Source organism: Lactobacillus sp. ESL0677 (assembly GCF_029392875.1).
Lineage (GTDB): Bacteria > Bacillota > Bacilli > Lactobacillales > Lactobacillaceae > Lactobacillus.
The window spans coordinates 1,901,872-1,920,344 of sequence record NZ_CP113946.1; the positions used below are offsets into that span (position 1 = coordinate 1,901,872).

General features: G+C 39.0%; 15 protein-coding genes and 1 CRISPR repeat array. Of the genes, 2 read left to right on the forward strand and 13 right to left on the reverse strand.

The window, feature by feature from the left end; genetic code table 11:
• Positions 1-87: 87 nt before the first annotated feature.
• From OZX76_RS09270 to glpK, 5 genes are all read right to left on the reverse strand, one after another.
• Positions 88-1,809, reverse strand: a complete 1,722-nt coding sequence (locus OZX76_RS09270; protein WP_277179689.1) for a glycoside hydrolase family 13 protein — start codon at positions 1,807-1,809, stop codon at positions 88-90.
• On the reverse strand, positions 1,784-3,475 hold the full coding sequence (locus OZX76_RS09275; protein WP_277179691.1) for an alpha-glucosidase: 1,692 nt from the start codon (positions 3,473-3,475) through the stop codon (positions 1,784-1,786). Before OZX76_RS09275 ends, OZX76_RS09270 begins: the two co-directional genes overlap by 26 nt.
• Positions 3,476-3,595: 120 nt before the next feature.
• The gene (locus OZX76_RS09280; protein ID WP_277179693.1) at positions 3,596-4,546 is read right to left on the reverse strand and encodes a LacI family DNA-binding transcriptional regulator; all 951 of its coding nucleotides are present in this window, start codon (positions 4,544-4,546) and stop codon (positions 3,596-3,598) included.
• A 9-nt stretch (positions 4,547-4,555) separates the two neighbouring features.
• Positions 4,556-5,329: a tyrosine-protein phosphatase gene (locus OZX76_RS09285; RefSeq protein ID WP_277179695.1), complete on the reverse strand. Its 774-nt coding sequence runs from the start codon at positions 5,327-5,329 to the stop codon at positions 4,556-4,558.
• Positions 5,330-5,362: 33 nt separating this feature from the next.
• Entirely contained in the window at positions 5,363-6,865 is a 1,503-nt protein-coding gene (gene glpK, locus OZX76_RS09290; RefSeq protein WP_277179697.1) for a glycerol kinase GlpK, read from the reverse strand.
• 135 nt (positions 6,866-7,000) lie between these two features.
• Here glpK and thiD point away from each other — a divergent pair, with 135 nt between their 5' ends.
• Positions 7,001-7,816, forward strand: a complete 816-nt coding sequence (thiD, locus tag OZX76_RS09295) for a bifunctional hydroxymethylpyrimidine kinase/phosphomethylpyrimidine kinase (RefSeq protein ID WP_277181547.1) — start codon at positions 7,001-7,003, stop codon at positions 7,814-7,816.
• Positions 7,817-8,375: 559 nt separating this feature from the next.
• Complete coding sequence (locus OZX76_RS09300; protein WP_277181549.1) at positions 8,376-9,041, forward strand: cobalamin biosynthesis protein CobQ; 666 nt, start codon at positions 8,376-8,378, stop codon at positions 9,039-9,041.
• Positions 9,042-9,096: 55 nt separating this feature from the next.
• Here OZX76_RS09300 and cas6e (OZX76_RS09305) read toward each other — a convergent pair whose 3' ends face one another.
• The 8 genes from cas6e (OZX76_RS09305) to casB form a co-directional block, all read right to left on the reverse strand.
• Positions 9,097-9,711 carry a type I-E CRISPR-associated protein Cas6/Cse3/CasE gene (gene cas6e / locus OZX76_RS09305; protein ID WP_277179698.1) on the reverse strand — a complete coding sequence of 205 codons (615 nt, stop codon included), beginning with the start codon at positions 9,709-9,711 and terminating at the stop codon, positions 9,097-9,099.
• Between the two features lie 47 nt (positions 9,712-9,758).
• Positions 9,759-10,859 carry a type I-E CRISPR-associated protein Cas7/Cse4/CasC gene (gene cas7e, locus OZX76_RS09310; RefSeq protein WP_277179700.1) on the reverse strand — a complete coding sequence of 367 codons (1,101 nt, stop codon included), beginning with the start codon at positions 10,857-10,859 and terminating at the stop codon, positions 9,759-9,761.
• Between the two features lie 847 nt (positions 10,860-11,706).
• Positions 11,707-13,324: direct repeats of the CRISPR family, unit length 28 nt; unit sequence GGATCACCCCCACGCATGTGGGGAATAC.
• Positions 13,325-13,353: 29 nt separating this feature from the next.
• Positions 13,354-14,250, reverse strand: coding sequence for a type I-E CRISPR-associated endoribonuclease Cas2e (gene cas2e, locus OZX76_RS09315; protein ID WP_277179702.1), 897 nt, complete (start codon positions 14,248-14,250; stop codon positions 13,354-13,356).
• Positions 14,250-15,197, reverse strand: coding sequence for a type I-E CRISPR-associated endonuclease Cas1e (gene cas1e, locus OZX76_RS09320; RefSeq protein WP_277179704.1), 948 nt, complete (start codon positions 15,195-15,197; stop codon positions 14,250-14,252). Before cas1e ends, cas2e begins: the two co-directional genes overlap by 1 nt.
• A gap of 5 nt (positions 15,198-15,202) precedes the next feature.
• Positions 15,203-15,835: a type I-E CRISPR-associated protein Cas6/Cse3/CasE gene (gene cas6e / locus OZX76_RS09325; RefSeq protein ID WP_277179706.1), complete on the reverse strand. Its 633-nt coding sequence runs from the start codon at positions 15,833-15,835 to the stop codon at positions 15,203-15,205.
• Positions 15,836-15,847: 12 nt separating this feature from the next.
• Positions 15,848-16,549 carry a type I-E CRISPR-associated protein Cas5/CasD gene (cas5e, locus tag OZX76_RS09330; protein WP_277179708.1) on the reverse strand — a complete coding sequence of 234 codons (702 nt, stop codon included), beginning with the start codon at positions 16,547-16,549 and terminating at the stop codon, positions 15,848-15,850.
• Positions 16,530-17,645 carry a type I-E CRISPR-associated protein Cas7/Cse4/CasC gene (gene cas7e, locus OZX76_RS09335; protein WP_277179710.1) on the reverse strand — a complete coding sequence of 372 codons (1,116 nt, stop codon included), beginning with the start codon at positions 17,643-17,645 and terminating at the stop codon, positions 16,530-16,532. The genes cas5e and cas7e (OZX76_RS09335) overlap by 20 nt, the downstream gene beginning before the upstream one ends.
• The gene (casB, locus tag OZX76_RS09340; protein WP_277179712.1) at positions 17,638-18,471 is read right to left on the reverse strand and encodes a type I-E CRISPR-associated protein Cse2/CasB; all 834 of its coding nucleotides are present in this window, start codon (positions 18,469-18,471) and stop codon (positions 17,638-17,640) included. Before casB ends, cas7e (OZX76_RS09335) begins: the two co-directional genes overlap by 8 nt.
• Between the last annotated feature and the right edge of the window lie 2 nt (positions 18,472-18,473).

Consider the following 18,473-nt stretch of genomic DNA (forward strand, 5'->3'; position numbering starts at 1 on the left):
GTATTGACAATGCCAAAAACGCTGTTACCGGTATCAAAATAACCACTAAAAAAGATGACCTTTTATTTCGATCATCTCTTTTATTAACTATTTAACTGTAATAACAAAGCCTTTTGGTGCAAGTACGCCATTAGCATAATTTTGACTTAAAGCTGCTGGAACTGTAAGTGTTGCAGCCTGATCCGTTGTATTAAAATAAGCTGTTAACTGCTCATTACCAGTCCGTGTTACCTTGATTAAGCCGTCCTCTGTTACTGTCAAGGAAGTTTGACCACCACTTAAGACTGCTTTGTGCTGCAACCGGAACTTAATTAACGCATGAACCTGCTGCCAAATCGGCGAATCAGCTTGTTGCCAATCCATTGGCTTACGACAATCGGGATCCTCACCGCCAGTCATTCCCATTTCAGTACCGTAATAAATACATGGACTGCCAGGCTGCATAAACATAAACGTCAAAGCTTGCATCCCTAACTGTTGATCATCACCTGCAACTGTAAATAACCGCGCTGTGTCATGAGAGTCAAGCATATTAAGCATTGCCCAATTATTATTGTCGCGATACATCATCAATTGGTCTGTTAATGCCTGCGTCAATTCAATGGCGGACTTATTATGCTTAAAGAAATGATCCTCTATCTGCAGTGTGTAAGGATAATTCATCACACCAGAAAATTCATCCCCATTCAGCCACGGCCGTGCATTATGCCAAATTTCACCAACAATATAAAAATCAGGTTTAATCGCTGTTACTGCATCATGGAATCTTCGCCAAAAATGGTGGTCGACCTCATTAGCAACATCTAGCCGCCAAGCATCAATATCAAAGTACTTGACCCAGTAAGTGGCAATCTCTAACAAGAAATCCTGAACTTCCGGATTGGCCGTGTTGAGTTTTGGCATATGTTCCTCAAAGGCAAAGGTATCATAATTTGGCTCACCCTCACCCTTTGTTGGATTTTGGTAAGGACTAACTGGAAAATGATTAATATGAAACCAATCTGCGAAGCGAGACTTGGCGCCATTCTTAACAACATCCTGCCACTGCATTGATTGACTTCCCAAGTGATTAAAGACTGCATCCAGCATCACTCTTATTCCCCGGCGATGAGCTTCATTAACTACTTTAGCAAACAAATCCTTATCGCCAAAGTCAGGGTCGATCTGCAAATAGTCAATCGTATCATACTTATGATTCGAGCTTGCCTTAAATACGGGGCACAGGTAAAGGCCGTTGATCCCCAATTCTTGTAAGTAATCTAACTTATCTAAAATTCCTTGCAGATCGCCGCCGTAATAATCATCTCGGCCAGGGTGATCACTGGAATTCCACGGCTTAGTCCCTTGCGGATCATTGCTCTTATCGCCATTAGCAAACCGTTCCGGAAAAATCTGATACCAAACTGTATCTTTAACCCAAGCAGGTGTCACATCCATGTCGATTTGATGTAAATAAGGCAGCTTGAAGTAGCTGCTATCTGCAAGCAAATTTTGCTCATTATAAGTACTAATTCCTCGATCACCGACAATCTTGTGTTCACCGTCTTGACCAATTACTTCAAACGTATATTTCAAGCGGCGATACGGTGCTGTCAGAGTGACACCCCAGTGATCGCTAACCTGCCCTTGACCTATCTTGGTCATTGCGATTGTTCGATCGGTCTTCGTGTCTAAATAATTATCCGTGTAGTGCACGATAACTTGTTTAACATCATCCTTAGCACTGTGAAACCTCACACGTACATGGTGTGGACTAATTACAAAACAATCTTCACTTTCTGTTCTATGCTTTAAAGCTGCTAATTGCATTTTTTCCTCCATTATTACTTAAGACAACACCTGAATACGGCATTAACAAAAGCTCGTTGCCTGTCAGGTGGTATTGTCCAGCGACCAATTTTTCCTCGTAATTGCCCTCAGACAACGTAATTCTGATTTTTTCACTACTCAATGAAACGGCCACAATTGCCTGTTCATTCTTCAATTTTCGTTGGTATACATAACTATCCTGACCAGTGGAATAAAGATTAAAGTTGCCATCTTGAAACAGTGGTGTCTTTTTCAGCGCAATCAGCCGACGATAAAAGTTAAACGTGCTATTTGGATCTGTAATTTCGCTACTAACACTTGCATGATCCAACTTTTTGCCCGTGAGCCATGGCTTAACTGTTGAAAAGCCGCCTGACTTTTCATCAGTCCACGGCATTGGACAGCGTGCCGGCATCTTATGCGTTTGACTAACTAGCGCTAAAGCCTCTTTTTCACTTTTACCCGCTTGTTCAGCTTGCTTGATAAATTCGTTAACCGAATCATCGGCAAACGTCGCAAGAGCAGTAAATTCATAATTTTTAAGGCCCAATTCTTCACCATAATAAATTATTGGAATGCCGCGCTCTAAGTACATTAGCATTGCCAGACTGCAAATTTGAGTTGGCGTTTTAGCAATTCGCGTAGCGACACGCGGCATGTCGTGATTATTCCAATAAAGAATTGGCTGGGCAATATTCCCTAGGGTCTGTTGCCATACTGCCTGCGTCTGTTTAAAATTCAACCAATCAAGCGGCTTAGGTTGATATTGCGCCGGTAAATTATGATCAAGCTGACTTTCATCATCTGTAAAGTAACGAAAAGTAATTACGTTATCCATCAGTTGCCGATCTTTAGCCGTATAATCAACCGCCAAATTGACATTAGCACTGGCTGCCTCGCCCAAGAGCAAGGTTTCTGGATAATCATGCTTGATTTGCTGGCAAAATGGGCGCAGCCATTCTTGGACTTGTGGTAAATTGGCAAAAAACGGTTCTGCTACTACTGTGTCGTCCTCAGAGCTGTCTAACGGAAAATCCTGGTTCAAATCAGCCTTGGCAATATGGATAAACGCGTCTAATCGCAGCCCATCTATCCCCTTATCAAGCCAATACTCCGCAATCTTAAGCATTTCTTTGCGAACTTGCGGGTTCCGCCAATTAAGGTCTGGCATGTGCTTATCAAACAAGTGAAAGTATGACTCACCGGTTTGCGCTGGATCTGGTTCCCACACACTGCCACCAAAGAAGCTCCCCCAATTATTTGGTCGCTCATTGTTTTTTCCGGCAAAAATATAATAATCACGATATGAACTATCAGGATGCTTGATCGCTTGTTGGAACCAGTAATTTTGGTCAGATGTATGATTCAGGACAAAATCCATAATTACATGAATTTTAGCCTGGTGAAAGGCCGCTATTAAGTCCGTCATTTCGGCCATTGTTCCCATTTGCGGGTCAATTGCCAAATAATCAGCAACATCATAGCCGTTATCAACTTGTGGCGAAACAAAAACCGGATTAAGCCAAACCGCATTAATTCCCAACTTTTGCAAATAAGGAATGCGCTTTTTAATCCCATTCAAATCGCCAACACCATCACCATTACTATCCTGAAAAGACTTAGGATATATCTGATAAATTACTGCATGTTCATACCAATGCTTCATAGTAATCTCCTCCAAGCTCTAGTTTAACGAATAATAGAAATCGGTTTCAACAAAATAATTATTGTTACCGTTACCAAAATTTTGCTCAAAAAAATACTGGTGCTGTTTACACCAGTATTATTATCTCGTTGATTCTCGTCTTACTAAAGTCGGCTCAAGCATTGCCTCACCTTGTGGTGAGCCTTGCTGCATAATCTTTTGTAGCAACATCTTGGCAAGCAACTCGCCCATTTCAAAAATCGGCTGCTTAATTGTGGTCAGCTTCAAGTTAGAAACTTGATCCAAAAAGACACCATCATAGCCAATTACACCAAAGTCATCAGGTACACGTGCCTTTTCATTGAGCAATTGTCGGACAACTCCTGTTGCAATCCGATCACTAGCACAAATAAAGCAGGTGTCTTTTTTGAACTGCTGAAAATTATCCTGAATCACTTTTTGGGCTGCGTGGCTATGGTTAGCAATCCGAAAGATTTGCGGGATTAGCTTATTTTTTTGTAATGTATTGATATAACCTGTTTCTCGTGAATATTCAAAAGGCTCCTGCACGTCAATACCAATAAACACAATATGGCTATACAAGCGTGATAATGCATATTCGGTCGCAATTTTGCCGCCAAGTTGATTATTATTATCAACAAAATCATAGCCGCGATGATTCTCACCAAAGAGAACAAACGGCTTCTGCAGGCTGTCAAACAAGGCATAATCATGAAAACGAGCACCTGTAATCAAATACCCGTCAAAATTACCATCCTTAATCTGCTTACGATTAGTCACTAATTGAATTGCATACTGCTTTTTAGACAGACCGCGAGCAATACCAAACAATAAATTCATATAATATGGCTCAGTTGTATCAATGTCTTCTAACGTAACAAATTTGACCACATTGGTGCGATTATTAACTAACGCTTGGGCAACGTAATTCGGATGATAGTCTAGTTCTGCCATTGCATCATCCACCAACTTACGCAATTCTGCTGTTACTTGCTCGGGATGGTTAATCACCCGCGAAACTGTCATTTTTGATACATTAGCTTTTTTAGCGACATCAAGTAAAGTTACCATTATCTGCCTCTATTCTAAATACATCTGCCTTAATTGAGGTAGGTCATCTGCAGTAAAGCCCAACTGTTTTTTGAAGAAGCTAGCAAAGTCGCCCCAGCCGCCGCGGATGGTCTCTGTAATGCCGCGAATTGCAATGCCCTCACCCTTAGTAACGTTCATCTTTGCAACCATTTGCGAAATATCATCATTACTTGGCAATTGCTTAGAAATAGCAAAATCGTATAGTTCGTTGGTCAATAAATAATCGCGGGCAATTGTATCATCGTCAACGCCTAAAGCCATTAAAATTAAGGCAGACACCATGCCAGTCCTATCTTTACCTGCACTGCAATGATAGACAAGTGCCTCATCCTGTGGTAATTCCAGTAATTGCGCAAAAATGCGGGCAAAAATATCCTGACTATGCGGACTAAGAAGGGTTTGCTGGTATATGCGCCCGATAAAATTATCCTTCATATCTGGAATATGATGCAAAAAGCGGTATACCTTACGGTCATTTTGCTGATCCGCAATATTTTCAGAATAAACGGGAACATCAATAAATTCTCGTTTAGGCCATGACTTATCAGGGGAAGACTCTTTTTCATAGGCCGAACGCAAATCACAATCAACGGTCACGTGCATCGCAGCTAGCTTTTGCTGGTCTTGCGGCGTAAGTGAACTCAGTGAATCCGAGCGATAAATTTTATTCCATTTAACTGTTTGACCATTTTCAGTTTGATAACCGCCAACATCCCTAAAATTAAGTGGGCCATCAAGAGCTACAATTCGTTCATGTGCCATTAGTTTTCACTTCTTTTCACTTAGGCCAACTTGCTATTCGCCATGGGCATAAACTTGGGTTGCCTTAACCGCGCGCTTCCAACCAGCATACAAACGGTCACGTTCTTCTTCAGACATTTGGGCGTCGAAAGTCTTACCAACTACAAAAATATTCTTCAATTCATCGACATCTTTCCAGTAGCCAACTGCTAATCCTGCCAAAAATGCGGCTCCCATTGACGTTGTTTCCAGCGTCTTAGAGCGATCAATCTTAGTTCCTAGAATATCGGCTTGGAATTGCAAAAGATAATCGTTGTTTGAGGCACCACCATCGACACGCAAAGTCGGAATCTTAATACCGGAATCAAGCTGCATTGTATCCACAACATCCCGTGTCTGATAAGCAAGCGACTGCAATGTTGCCTTGATAAAGTCATTCTTACTTGTTCCACGTGTAATACCAAAGACTGAGCCCCGTGCTTCAGAATCCCAATATGGTGCACCCAAGCCGGTAAACGCTGGTACAACATAGACTTCATTTTCAGACTTAGATGCTTGTGCTGCTTTCTCTGATTCTTCCGCCGTCTTAATCATCTTCATCGAATCGCGCAGCCACTGTACAGCACTCCCGGAAACAAAGACTGAGCCTTCAAGGGCATAAGAAATCTTACCATTAATGCCATAAGCAATCGTAGTCAGTAAGTTATTATCAGACTCTGTTGGCTCCTCACCGGTATTCATCACAATAAATGAACCCGTACCATAAGTATTCTTAACCATCCCTTTTTTCAGAGCAAGCTGTCCTACAAGCGCTGCCTGCTGGTCACCAACCATCCCACAAATTGGTACTTTACCGCCAAAAAAGGTGTAAGACTTGGTGTAACCATAAATTTCTGAATTTGACTTAACTTCTGGCAGCATCTTTTTAGGAATATTCAACAACTTAAGAATGTCGTCATCCCACTTCAGGTCATGAATGTTAAAGAGCATTGTTCTGGAAGCATTGGTGTAATCCGTCACGTGTACTTCACCATCAGTTAGCTTCCATAATAACCATGTGTCAATCGTGCCAAACAACAAGTCACCGTTTTCGGCCTTTTCCTGAGCACCCTCAACATGATCCAAAATCCAACGAATTTTAGTTGCACTAAAGTACGGGTCAATAATCAAGCCCGTCTTTTTATGGATCATCTCACTGTAACCATCTTTTTTTAGCTTTTCTGCTAAATCTGTCGTCTGGCGTGATTGCCATACAATCGCATTATAAATGGGTTTACCCGTCTTGTTATCCCAAATAACAGTTGTTTCTCTTTGATTAGTAATTCCGATACCAGCAATTTGCTCTGGCCGTAATCCCGAATTAATAATTGCATTGGCAATCGTTGTTTGCACAGCATGCCAAATTTCTTCGGCTTTGTGCTCAACCCAACCTGGTTGAGGGAAATACTGTGGAAATTCCTTTTGTGAAGACGCGACTTTCTTACCTTGATGATCAATAATCATTGCTCTAGTTGAAGTCGTACCCTCATCAATTGCCATAACGTACTTTTTTGCCATAATCAATTCCTTTCTCAAGAAAGCGGTTTTAATATAATTTTACTTATCTAGCTGTGATTTTACAAGAAATAATTATATCATTGGTACCCTTTTAAGTTATACTGTGAAGTAAAGTTTTGACTGAAAGAAGGTAGTATATTGAAGAAAGAAATTATCGCATTAACAATCGCAGGCAACGACAGTGACGGCAGTGCTGGAATGACAGCTGACTTGCACTCATTTTATGCCCGCGGTGTGTATGGCATGGGACTATTAACCGCCGCGGTTGCTGGCAATACTACCGGTATTTACGCACAGGAAGTTATGCCACTTACATTCATTCAAAAGCAGTTCACGGTTTTGAACGAAGATTTTAAAATTGACGCATTAAAGACTGGTATGCTGGCTAATAAGGAAGTTATCAGCTGTGTTGCCGCTAATTTGCACAAATACGACATGGGGAAGATTGTCCTTGATCCCGTTATCATGACTAAGCATGGCAATACCCTACTTGACGATGACGCATATCAAGCCTTTTTAGATGAATTATTACCAATGGCTGACATCATCACACCCAATTTCTATGAGCAACAAAAGTTGACTGGTCTCGACCTTAATAATATAGACGAAATTAAGCAGGGTGCACGCAAATTACAACAAATGGGCGCTAAAAATGTCCTAATGAAGGGGCGCCATGACGATAATACTCAAGAAGCAGTTACTGATATTCTATTAACTGCTGATGGCGAATTTTATGAGTTCACCAAGCCCTTTATTGATACCAACCGGATTAACGGTACTGGTGATACTTTATCTGCTGTCATCGCAGCCGAGCTAGCCAAAGGTAAGTCTATTATCGATAGTGTTAAAATCGCTAAAGACTTTACTTATGAAGCAATCGCTCACCCAATCGCTGTTGGTTCCAAGTATGGACCAATCAATCATTTTGCAGCACAGCAAGACACGAAGTAATTATTTATTAAAAGTAATAACCAAATTCTATTCGCTTTTTGTTATAATTAAGAAACGTAGAAAAGTTAAAAAGGGCGGTGGCTACCGTTTGAAAGAAGATGATGCTTATGGCATTTAATGGACCAATACTCCAATCTCTTAATAGAAAGGTCAGTCACGTTTCTCGTTGATTTGTTGACGTACATCGACAATCGCAAGAAATAACTGCAAACAAAAACGCCCTGACTAATAACTTGACAGTTACAGGGCGTATTTTAAAAAATACAATCCAGTAGCCACCGTCCTTTGAAGACGGCTCTACGTAGAGAAGTTCTATTGGTAGTAGGACTTCTTTTTATTTATACCGACATTGTAACATGATTAAAATTGGTGTGCAATTTTGCAACAAATTAAGTTAGCAATGATTTTTAATATATTATAATCTATCGAAGTTCAGAATTAATAAGTGCGAATTGCTACATCTTAAAAAATAGTTAATTCGAATAATAATTACTATCTTCCTTTGCCGGACACAAGCTATTTAAGCTATACTAAGAGCAAGATGAAAGGTTGAGACATGATGGCTGACAAGACAATTAAAATTGCTTATTTATATGAAGACTTAATGAACACCTATGGTGATTCGGGCGATGTTAAAATTATTCGTTACCTATTAAAAAAGCAGAATTACACCACTCAGGTTGATAATGTTTCCTTAGGTGATCCGTTCAATGCCTTTGATTATGACTTTGTCTTTTTCGGTGGTGGTCAAGACTTTGAGCAAACCGTTGTTGCTAAAGACTTACCACGACACAAAGAAACTTTAACTGATTATATTAATGCCGGCCATCCAATGCTTGGCGTTTGTGGTGGTTACCAACTTGTTGGCACATATTATAAAACAATTGGTGGCACTACAATTAAAGGATTAGATATTTTACCATTCCACACCGTTTTTAAAGCCGATAAGCGCATGATTGGCGACACTCACTACACTACACAATGGGGCGAGGTTAAAGCGTTTGAAAATCATTCAGGACAAACCTATTTTGATAGTCAAGAGCTGCAACCATTGGGTAAAATGATTACTGGTTATGGTAATAACCCTCAAGATGGGCTTGAGGGCTTGCATTATCACAACTTCATTGGAACATACTCTCATGGGCCAATTTTGCGTAACTTAAATGTTGCTAACGCGATTGTTAAGATGGTACTTGATTGGCATCAAGAACGTATAGCTGATTAAATTAATAATAATCAAAAAAGCAACCCTCAAAGGATTGCTTTTTTGATTTCAAATATTATTCAGCTAAAGGAATAACTGTCATGAGGCCCATGCCAAAAATTTTTTCTAGACCTATGCCATTAGTTAAAGCCTGCTTAAACAAGTTAACATCCTTAACTCGCAGCTTACCCATAAATGTGACTCTACTAAGACGCACTCTACGGCCATCTCGATGCAGTGCAACTGGCCACTCACGACTAGTAATTTTAAACTCAGAACGTTTTAACTGGAAGCCAGCTTTTTCTGCTTGCTCAATAAGCCATTGTGCCTGATCTTTCACAGTAATCGATGGTGTTACCTTCCCTTCAGCCGACTTAAATGATGGATTAGCAGTTAACTGAAAGTTCATTAGTTGATCGAACTCAATACTATCTAAAAACTTATCATAGTTTTTAGTAACTACAGTACCTAAACGTGAAAGCAGAATACTATCTGGCTTATTTTGACTAACGATTAACAAATAATTTTTGTTCACTAAACGGTCAAGCCGCCATAGGTGGGGCATTTGCTCTTTTGAATCAATCTCATCAGGAAAGCTCTGCTCTACCCAATCGTGAAACGCAGAAAGTTGCGTTAATTTCTTAGCATTACGCCAATTATTAACATCAATTTCAACTCTTGATAGATACATTTTCGCTCCCTTCAACAACTTTAATGTCTGCTTAAAAAGCAGCCAATTTAGTCATCAACATCTTCGCTTTGCATTGCTTTAGTCAATGCATCAGTAACTTGCTTCAATAAATCTGATAAGTTACCAGCTTGATTGTTAATTCTTGAAGGATGGTTTGTGAGTATTACATTCATCAACGGTTCTTCGACAAATCTCTTAGTTGCCATGTATTCATCTTCTAGTCTCATAATTGACTTAGAAATGCAGTCTTTTTTGGAGATAATTGGTTCTTCAAAAGCAGAAGCCAAATTAATTGGTGTACCCTCTCTTAAAGTAATCATGATGTAATTTGGTAAAGTCTTATTAGCAAATGTCATGCGTGCAGTTGTAGGCATTGAAAGAATAAAGGCCTTAACAAATTCTGCAACACTCTTAACAATATCTCCACCATTAAGGTTATTAGCCAAAGTATTAACACTTACATTAGCATAACGATACAAAATTGCTGAATCATATTCAACTGCACCAAGCATATCAACATCAGTTGCCTTATCTGGGTGTGAATCATCAAATGCTGTAAAGTAATCGTACTCCGATTTGATCTCATGTGTTGAAATTGCATGTGCTACTTGGGCTGCTGCGCTAACATTCAATCTTGGATTATCTGCAACAATGCGACCAAATAAAGCCAAGTCTAAAGAATTATTAGTTTGCAAAATCCGTGTAACATCATTTTTAGCATTTCGATCAGTAAAATTATCATGAGTTAAGGCATACTGTGCCAATTTTTCAATTTGATCAGGACTAATCATCAAATAGGTATCGGTCAAAACTCTACCAGTACTTTGGTCCCGCTTAAATTTAAGTCCAGCTGCACCTAAAGTAGCAATTGACTTGTCGATTGCTGAATTAGCATCTAAAGATCCATCTAAAGCAGTTAGCTTGTAAGCCAACAACTCGGCAACTTCTTTAGTCTTTGTTGCAACTGCAGCATTTTCAGCTTTAAAGAAATCATGTACAGCCTTTTGCCAATTTTGTGCAGAAACTCGTGCACGTGTTACTCCACCATAAAACGCGGTCTTTGATGCACCAGTAGAATCTTGATTAATATTAAAAGACGGTACTTTCTGTAATATATTCAGATCAAGATATAAATTCGTATTACTCATTCCAATTACTCCTTTTCAGTATTGTTGACCATGTATTTTAAACATTGTCCAGCCTGCACATAATTATATGCAGGATACTCACAAACTGCTAAGATTTACCTAATTTACTGATATGCCAGCTTTCAACTTACCTAAACACAATATAACACTTTATTAAAAGTGCTTCGTATATATTTAAAGTATTTTTTAAATAATTTAAGAATTGAATAAAAGCCTTAATTTATTCGTCAACATACTCTTTATAAAAATATATTATGTAATAAAATCAATTTTTTTGCAAGCTATTTAGCAAAAGCTAAATATAGTATACAAGCGATTTTTCATTTAGCAAATTAGCTAAAAAGTTGATATTGATGAGCTGTAAAGTGTATTTACATTTTATAACTGGTCATATTATATTATAGTATTTTAGTTATTTCTGCTCTTCAATAACGTTAAATATAATTATTCATAAATTAATCTTAATATCTATTATTAATATACTAAATTTAATAAAATTTTATAAACAAAAAGCGCCAATACTATATTGGTACAAAAAAATTACAAATTATCCAATTTTAAAACTAATTTTTATCAATAGCTACTTTTCAAGCTTTTAATAGTATCAAGTAAAACTAGTGTCGCTGAAAAAGAGTAATTATCAGACTAGGCCTCAATATTTTTCACGTATTTTCTTATCTCGATAATGGTCTATTATGCAAATTATGATAAACACAACGATTACAAGCTCCATCACATGAACCCAATTGATTGATAAAATTATGTAAAAAATAAATAGGAACAGTAGACCGCTAAATGTTAAAATTTCCGAAAAAAGTTTTTTCATTGTCTTTAACCTCTGATTTAGAACTGACTCACACAAATGTGGGGAATACCAGAAGATGCAGATCACGCAAGTAAACTACACGGGATCACCCCCACGCATGTGGGGAATACCGCTTATTTGAGCCAGAGGGAGTTTTGAGCGAGGGATCACCCTCACCCATGTGGGGAATACTCTGCTTTGTATTTTTGCTTTTCAACAACCACAGGATTACCCCCACGCATGTGGGGAATACTTGGTAAGATTTTGCAAACCGCTACTGCTAGCGGGATCACCCCCACGCATGTGGGGAATACTATACAAGAATACAAACAAGAATACTTAAATTTGGGATCACCCCCACGCATGTGGGGAATACAACAATTTAAAAATGTGTATTTAAGTTGTGTATTAGGATCACCCCCACGCATGTGGGGAATACTTGAGTTATTCTTGTTTGTTTGTAGCGTTAGGAGGATCACCCCCACGCATGTGGGGAATACCAAGCAGAGGTGGAAGCAATACATACTACCTTAGGATCACCCCCACGCATGTGGGGAATAAGATAGTGTATGATAATATGGTATGAGGAGGTAAGGATCACCCCCACGCATGTGGGGAATACGCCTGTTGACCGCCATAATTCATATTTTGACCAGGATCACCCCCACGCATGTGGGGAATACTGGTCTACAACGTTTTTCATAGTGTCCGCTATGGGGATCACCCCCACGCATGTGGGGAATACAAGATGACGATTTAAAAGCTAATGCACAATTCAGGATCACCCCCACGCATGTGGGGAATACAGCAAACAAAAAAGGACAGTCTTATCACTTTGGGATCACCCCCACGCATGTGGGGAATACCGATCAAGTTTTTCTTGCTCATTTTTGATTTTAGGATCACCCCCACGCATGTGGGGAATACTTTGTACAATCTAGCCGCTTACTCAAGGTGTTAGGATCACCCCCACGCATGTGGGGAATACAAAGCCTTTTGGAGCAACAAATAGTGATTGGTAGGATCACCCCCACGCATGTGGGGAATACAAGAAAGCTTTAACTGGCAGCCAAAAGATGACGGGATCACCCCCACGCATGTGGGGAATACTAAAGCCCAATAGCGATATTGTATTTAGTTCTAGGATCACCCCCACGCATGTGGGGAATACTCAACTAACTATACTAACAATTTAAAAATATGTAGGATCACCCCCACGCATGTGGGGAATACAGGGGCAAAAAGAAGCCGATAAGCAAGACAGCAGGATCACCCCCACGCATGTGGGGAATACTGTATGCACTATCAGATGATTCTGGATTATTAGGGATCACCCCCACGCATGTGGGGAATACATAAAAAGTATATTTTGGACGATTTTCCACGAAGGATCACCCCCACGCATGTGGGGAATACTATAGCGATATGCGCTAATTAAGGAGTTTTATAGGATCACCCCCACGCATGTGGGGAATACACACTTGCTTATCAATGTGGCCATCGTTGTATAGGATCACCCCCACGCATGTGGGGAATACTAACGTCGTTAGCGAGATAACCGGGCAAATTGAGGATCACCCCCACGCATGTGGGGAATACTATGTGACCCCGACGTTGATTTAATTTTTAGTAGGATCACCCCCACGCATGTGGGGAATACAGTAAAAGATCCCTATGATACCAGTATTCCTAAAATTTGATCCTACCGTTTTTCATTAGTTTGTTCGCTAATTCCATTGTAGCCTGAGCATCAGATAATGCATTATGTGGCTGCAAATTTTCAATATTATAAAACTTTAATACTGTCGCCAACTGATAGTTATCAAGAAACTTTTCGGTTTTCTTAACTATCGCCATTAAGTCAATTGTTTTATTATCTAATTCTGCTAAGTTACAAGCAATTAGGCCACAAGACAAAAACGTTTCATCAAAATGAAAATTATACCCCATTAAAACAGAAGACTTGATAAAATCTTTTAGCTGAACAAGAGCTGAACTAAGTGGTATTCCATTATCTGCCAACGTCTTTTCAGTTATGCCCGTAAGCTCGGTTATCGGTTTGGGTATTTTTTGATCGATTTTAATTAATTGATCAAATTTTTGATAACTACCATCTTTTAGCTTTTTAACAGCACCTATTGAAATAATTTGATCACGACCAGCTTTTAATCCTGTTGTTTCGAGATCCAATACAGTAATTTCTGGCTGTGAAATTTTAGCGTGCACCTTTTTCTGATTATGTGCCATCACTTTTGCACGATGAAATTTAGCTGCATTACTGAAGCCATGCTTTATAGTTTGTGGCATATTATCAACATTCAGCCGCATTACTAACGGAATACCATCATAGTCAACAACATCATAATTTCGTCGTGTCGTTTTAATTTCGTAGCCCAACTCGGTATTGGTGCTATAAACCATAGTTGCTTCGCCACTGCCAATATTTTTCTCTACTCGTTGCCACAATAAATCGCGTATTCTTGCACTAACATTGCCAACATAGACACCTGTTTGTACTTCTTGATACCACTTAGTAAGATCGCCTCGCAATGATTGTGGTACTTTAGTTAAGGTAACTACAATCATCAGTCATTGTCCTCTTCAATTTCGTGATACTGTACACCAAATTTTTGCAAGCCCAATTTATCATCCCACAAATTAATTACATTAGCTTCTTTTGCCTCTGTCACACCGAGTAAATTTTGCAAATCAGTTACCATTCGCGTTAATAATTTACCACTAGTAAATATATCCCGCATGGCTAGCCTTGTCTTAGTAGCGATATCCTTATCGTTACCATACTTGGCCGTAATTTCAAAGGCAACAGGTATTGAAATCTCTGCTTTATATAAATCCGCAAAGTCATAAACAAATGCTAAATCATGTCCTGTATGGACAAAGCCTAAGCCTGCAGAAGCGCCTATTGCAACAATAACGCTATAACTCAGACCATATAAAGCTTGATGAGCTTCAGTCAACGCCTTATTGATTGGCGTCTGTGATTCAAAGTCATCAGGATTATATTCACGCCGTGTCCACAAGACGCCAGTTCTTTTAGATTGCTCACGGTATATTCGCCTAACACGACTACCTTCCTTGCCACGCAATTCCTGCATTGAAAGTTGCGAAACGTCTTCATCAGGAAACCGCATTTGGTACATTTTTCTAGCAACTGCAACTCGAGAACGTTTATTAGAAACCAATTTAGCCTGAGCCTCAAGTAAACGTGAAGAATGATTAAGTGAGCGTCCATGAGCATATTGCCGCACGCCGTACTCGCCAACCCAAACTACACTCATACCAGCTTCACCAATTAATTCCATCGCTCGATGAGTAACATCAACACCTGGGCCTAACATCAGTACACTTACAATTGCTGCTGGAACAAAAACAGTACCACGACTATCAGAAACCATTAAGGCACTATCTTGCCTGCTTAACTTAGCATGTTCAAAATAAAGAAATGTTATTCGATCACTAATTCTTGCTAGTTCTGACAGTTCCGGCTTCTTAGCACCAAAGTTTTTTACCATTACTTTTACCTCGGAATAACCGTCATCAATCCCATACCAAAGGCCTTTTCGCGACCAAGTCCATTAACTAACATCTCTTTAAACAAATTGGCATCGGTAACTTGCAGGGTACCCTCAAATGTAACCCGACTAAGACGCACTCTGCGATTACCGCGGTACGATAACAGAGGCCAATCACGACTAACAATGTTAAACGATTGTTCATTTTCAGAATATTTTACCTGAAAGCCAGATTTTTCTGCTCGATCAGCCAGCCACTGCATTTGTTGCGTCGCAGTAACATGAGGGTACACCTTATTTTGATCTTTTGGCCTGTAAGACGGGTTGGCTGTCAGTCTAAACTGCATAACTTCGCCTTGTTTGATTTGACTTAAAAAATTATCATAATTTTTGGTAATAACTGTTCTAGCAACACCATATCGCGACAGTCCTTCTGGATTGGGCTTAGCCTCGCTAAGAATCAGCAAGTATAACTTCCCTGATAAACGATCAAGCCGCCACAAGTGACGCAATCTCTTACCAGCTCTAATTTCATCCGGGAAGCTTTGCTCTACCCAATTATGAAAAGCCGAAAGTTGCGTCAAATCTTTAATTTTTTGTCGATTATTTACATCGATCTCAACTCTTGATAAATACATTTGCGCTCCTTTTTATAAAGCTGACAAAGCATCATGCTCAGTATCTGATTTAAAAACAGGATTGGTAAGTTCAACTGCTGTGGTTTTAACCTCGCGGAAGCCATACTGACGCGCTTTTGAATCAAATGATATAGCTTCATCTTTTACTTCCATACTCGATTTATTAGCATCTGGCAATAAAGCCGCATCCGCAATGATTTCCGCTCTAAATGTAGCACTGCGCCTTTGCCGTTTTTGATACCAATCAGAAGCTCTCCACGGCAATTGCTTTAACACAGAAATTGGATCGCCATCTTTAATATCCATTTGTAAAACACCAGCAGGCGCATTTGCACGTCTGCCTAAAAATAAGGCATAATGCGGGTGCTTTAATGCAAAATGGATTTTTTCAATAGCAGTCTCATCACCACCAACAGCTACAACAAAAACGGCATCTTGCAAGTAGTCACGATAGGTGATCTTTCGTGTATCTTTTTTCCATTCAACCGTCTGAAAATCGGTTAAAGTTATCCCGTGCTGATCAATTCGAACAGCAAATTGTAACTCATTTAATTGCTTAATCCGTTGATCATCGCGACTGTATCCTAATGCTGCGGCAATCATCCCTATTATTGCGCTTTTTGCTGGATAATCACCTGTTGTCCGCCGCTCAAATGATGCTTCATTGCCATAAGACTGCAAAGGCGCAGTCAACCTAATCGTTAGTGTCTTCATCTTGCATAACCTTTGTTAAAGCTGCAGATACCCGATCTAGTAAGTCAGAAAGTTTTGTGACTTTTTCAAGTTGCCCACTACCATCTCGCGAAAGTACAACATTAAGAAGAGGATCTTCAAGCATAATATTAGTAGATTGATATTCATCTTCTAACTTCTGAATAGAACTTTTAACAAAACCACCTTTGGTCACAACTGGTTCTTCAAATGCTGAAACCAAATTAACTGGAGTATCTGGACGCAGCGTAACCATAATATAGTTTGGCAAAGTTTTATTTGCAAATGTATTTTGTTTACCTGTTGGCATTGACAAAGTAAAGGCTTTAATAAAAGCAATTATACTTTGAATAGCATCTCGATTACCTAAATTTTTAGCCAAATCTTTAACATTAATATTTGCATAGCGATATAAAGTCGCAGAATCATATTCAATCGTTCCCAGCATTGCTGCACCATTAGCATCATCTGACTGTAAATCATCAAGTGCTGTGAAGTAGTCATGTTCTGGAACAATTTCATGTGTCGAAATCGCATGGGCAACCTGAGCCGATGCATCAACATTTAATTCTGGATTAGTGGCAACCATCCGACCAAACAAGGCTAAATCTAAGGAATTATCCTTCTTCAAGATTTGCTTAATTTCCTTCTTAACATTTTTATCATCTAATTTATCGTGATTAAGTGCGTAATCAGCCAATTTATCAATTTGTCCAGGACTAATAAACAATAAAGCATCTGGTAATTCGAAATTTGGATTTTTCTTTTTAATTTCTTTTGTATATTTTGAAGGATTAATAACAGCAAATAAAAATTTTTTTGCCTTATTAACTGCAGACACATCATCTAAAGAGTTATCCAATTCTTTTAGCTTCTTTTCAAAAAGATCAGCTACTTTCTTCGTTCTAATTCCACTCTCAATATTTTCGTCTCTAAAATAATCGCGCATTGCTTTTTTCCAGCTTTGTGAAGAAACACGTGCCCGCTTAACACCACCATACAATGCCGTTTTAGGTGCACCAGTATCATCACGATTAATGTTTGAGGATGGCACTGTTTGTAATACATTAAGATCTAGATATAAATTTTTGTTAGTCATTTTCTTCCCCTTTAATATTGTTTGAATTATTTACTTCGAAATATTGCTCGCCCCATGACAAACGAACTTTGCCCGCACGGTGATAATTCGTTTGAAAATCATATAAATCTTGAGCTAATAGTGGATAGTCAATTTTTAATGGCTGCTCAGTGGCTTTTAAAATTTCTACTAGATGCGTTAGCGAATTGATAACACTGGCAATATTATTTGTTGCTAGTAATGGTTGAATACGCCGATCTAGTGCCACTCTAATATCTTCACTCGCTCTTAATTTAGCAAGAGCAGTAAACAAGCTTACGCCGTCAGCCTCTTCAACTTTATTTTTTGTTGCATCACCTGAAACTAATTTTGCAGCATTCTGTTTATCAGTTTTCAAGATTTTTACTAGACGTGTTAAACAGTTAGTAACACTATTAATATTGTCAGTTGTTGATGTTAACCGAATTCGTTGATCCAGAAGTACTTTAATTTCTTTATTCGCTTTTAGCCTATTTATAGCAGTACATAAACTTATACTATTAACTTCTACAATTTCCTTTTTGGTCGAATCACCACAAACCAATTCATCTTTACCTTGCTGTTGAATTGCATAAAGGCGTATTGCCGCAAACACAGCAATTTCACCAATTGTTGGCTCACCATTTTTACTTAAAAATTGTTCTGGTAAGTACTTCATTAATAATGGCCAAACACTTTGTGCTCGCTGACTTGTAATCGTTGCGGCACTTCTTAAGCTCGCTAAAGCAGCTTTATCCAAGTTGCCATTATCATAAAGTCGGTCAATGATTTTGGCTGTTATTTTTCTGATTGCATAATCATATTCCATCA

Excerpts from the sequence above, each read along its gene's own strand:
- glpK (WP_277179697.1), bottom strand. The coding sequence starts at position 6,865 with ATGGCAAAAAAGTACGTTATGGCAATTGATGAGGGTACGACTTCAACT.
- OZX76_RS09300 (WP_277181549.1), top strand. The coding sequence starts at position 8,376 with ATGGCTGACAAGACAATTAAAATTGCTTATTTATATGAAGACTTAATG.
- cas6e (WP_277179698.1), bottom strand. The coding sequence starts at position 9,711 with ATGTATCTATCAAGAGTTGAAATTGATGTTAATAATTGGCGTAATGCT.
- OZX76_RS09270 (WP_277179689.1), bottom strand. The coding sequence starts at position 1,809 with ATGCAATTAGCAGCTTTAAAGCATAGAACAGAAAGTGAAGATTGTTTT.
- cas6e (WP_277179706.1), bottom strand. The coding sequence starts at position 15,835 with ATGTATTTATCAAGAGTTGAGATCGATGTAAATAATCGACAAAAAATT.
- cas7e (WP_277179700.1), bottom strand. The coding sequence starts at position 10,859 with ATGAGTAATACGAATTTATATCTTGATCTGAATATATTACAGAAAGTA.
- cas2e (WP_277179702.1), bottom strand. The coding sequence starts at position 14,250 with ATGATTGTAGTTACCTTAACTAAAGTACCACAATCATTGCGAGGCGAT.
- casB (WP_277179712.1), bottom strand. The coding sequence starts at position 18,471 with ATGGAATATGATTATGCAATCAGAAAAATAACAGCCAAAATCATTGAC.
- OZX76_RS09285 (WP_277179695.1), bottom strand. The coding sequence starts at position 5,329 with ATGGCACATGAACGAATTGTAGCTCTTGATGGCCCACTTAATTTTAGG.
- cas1e (WP_277179704.1), bottom strand. The coding sequence starts at position 15,197 with ATGGTAAAAAACTTTGGTGCTAAGAAGCCGGAACTGTCAGAACTAGCA.
- cas7e (WP_277179710.1), bottom strand. The coding sequence starts at position 17,645 with ATGACTAACAAAAATTTATATCTAGATCTTAATGTATTACAAACAGTG.
- cas5e (WP_277179708.1), bottom strand. The coding sequence starts at position 16,549 with ATGAAGACACTAACGATTAGGTTGACTGCGCCTTTGCAGTCTTATGGC.
- OZX76_RS09280 (WP_277179693.1), bottom strand. The coding sequence starts at position 4,546 with ATGGTAACTTTACTTGATGTCGCTAAAAAAGCTAATGTATCAAAAATG.
- OZX76_RS09275 (WP_277179691.1), bottom strand. The coding sequence starts at position 3,475 with ATGAAGCATTGGTATGAACATGCAGTAATTTATCAGATATATCCTAAG.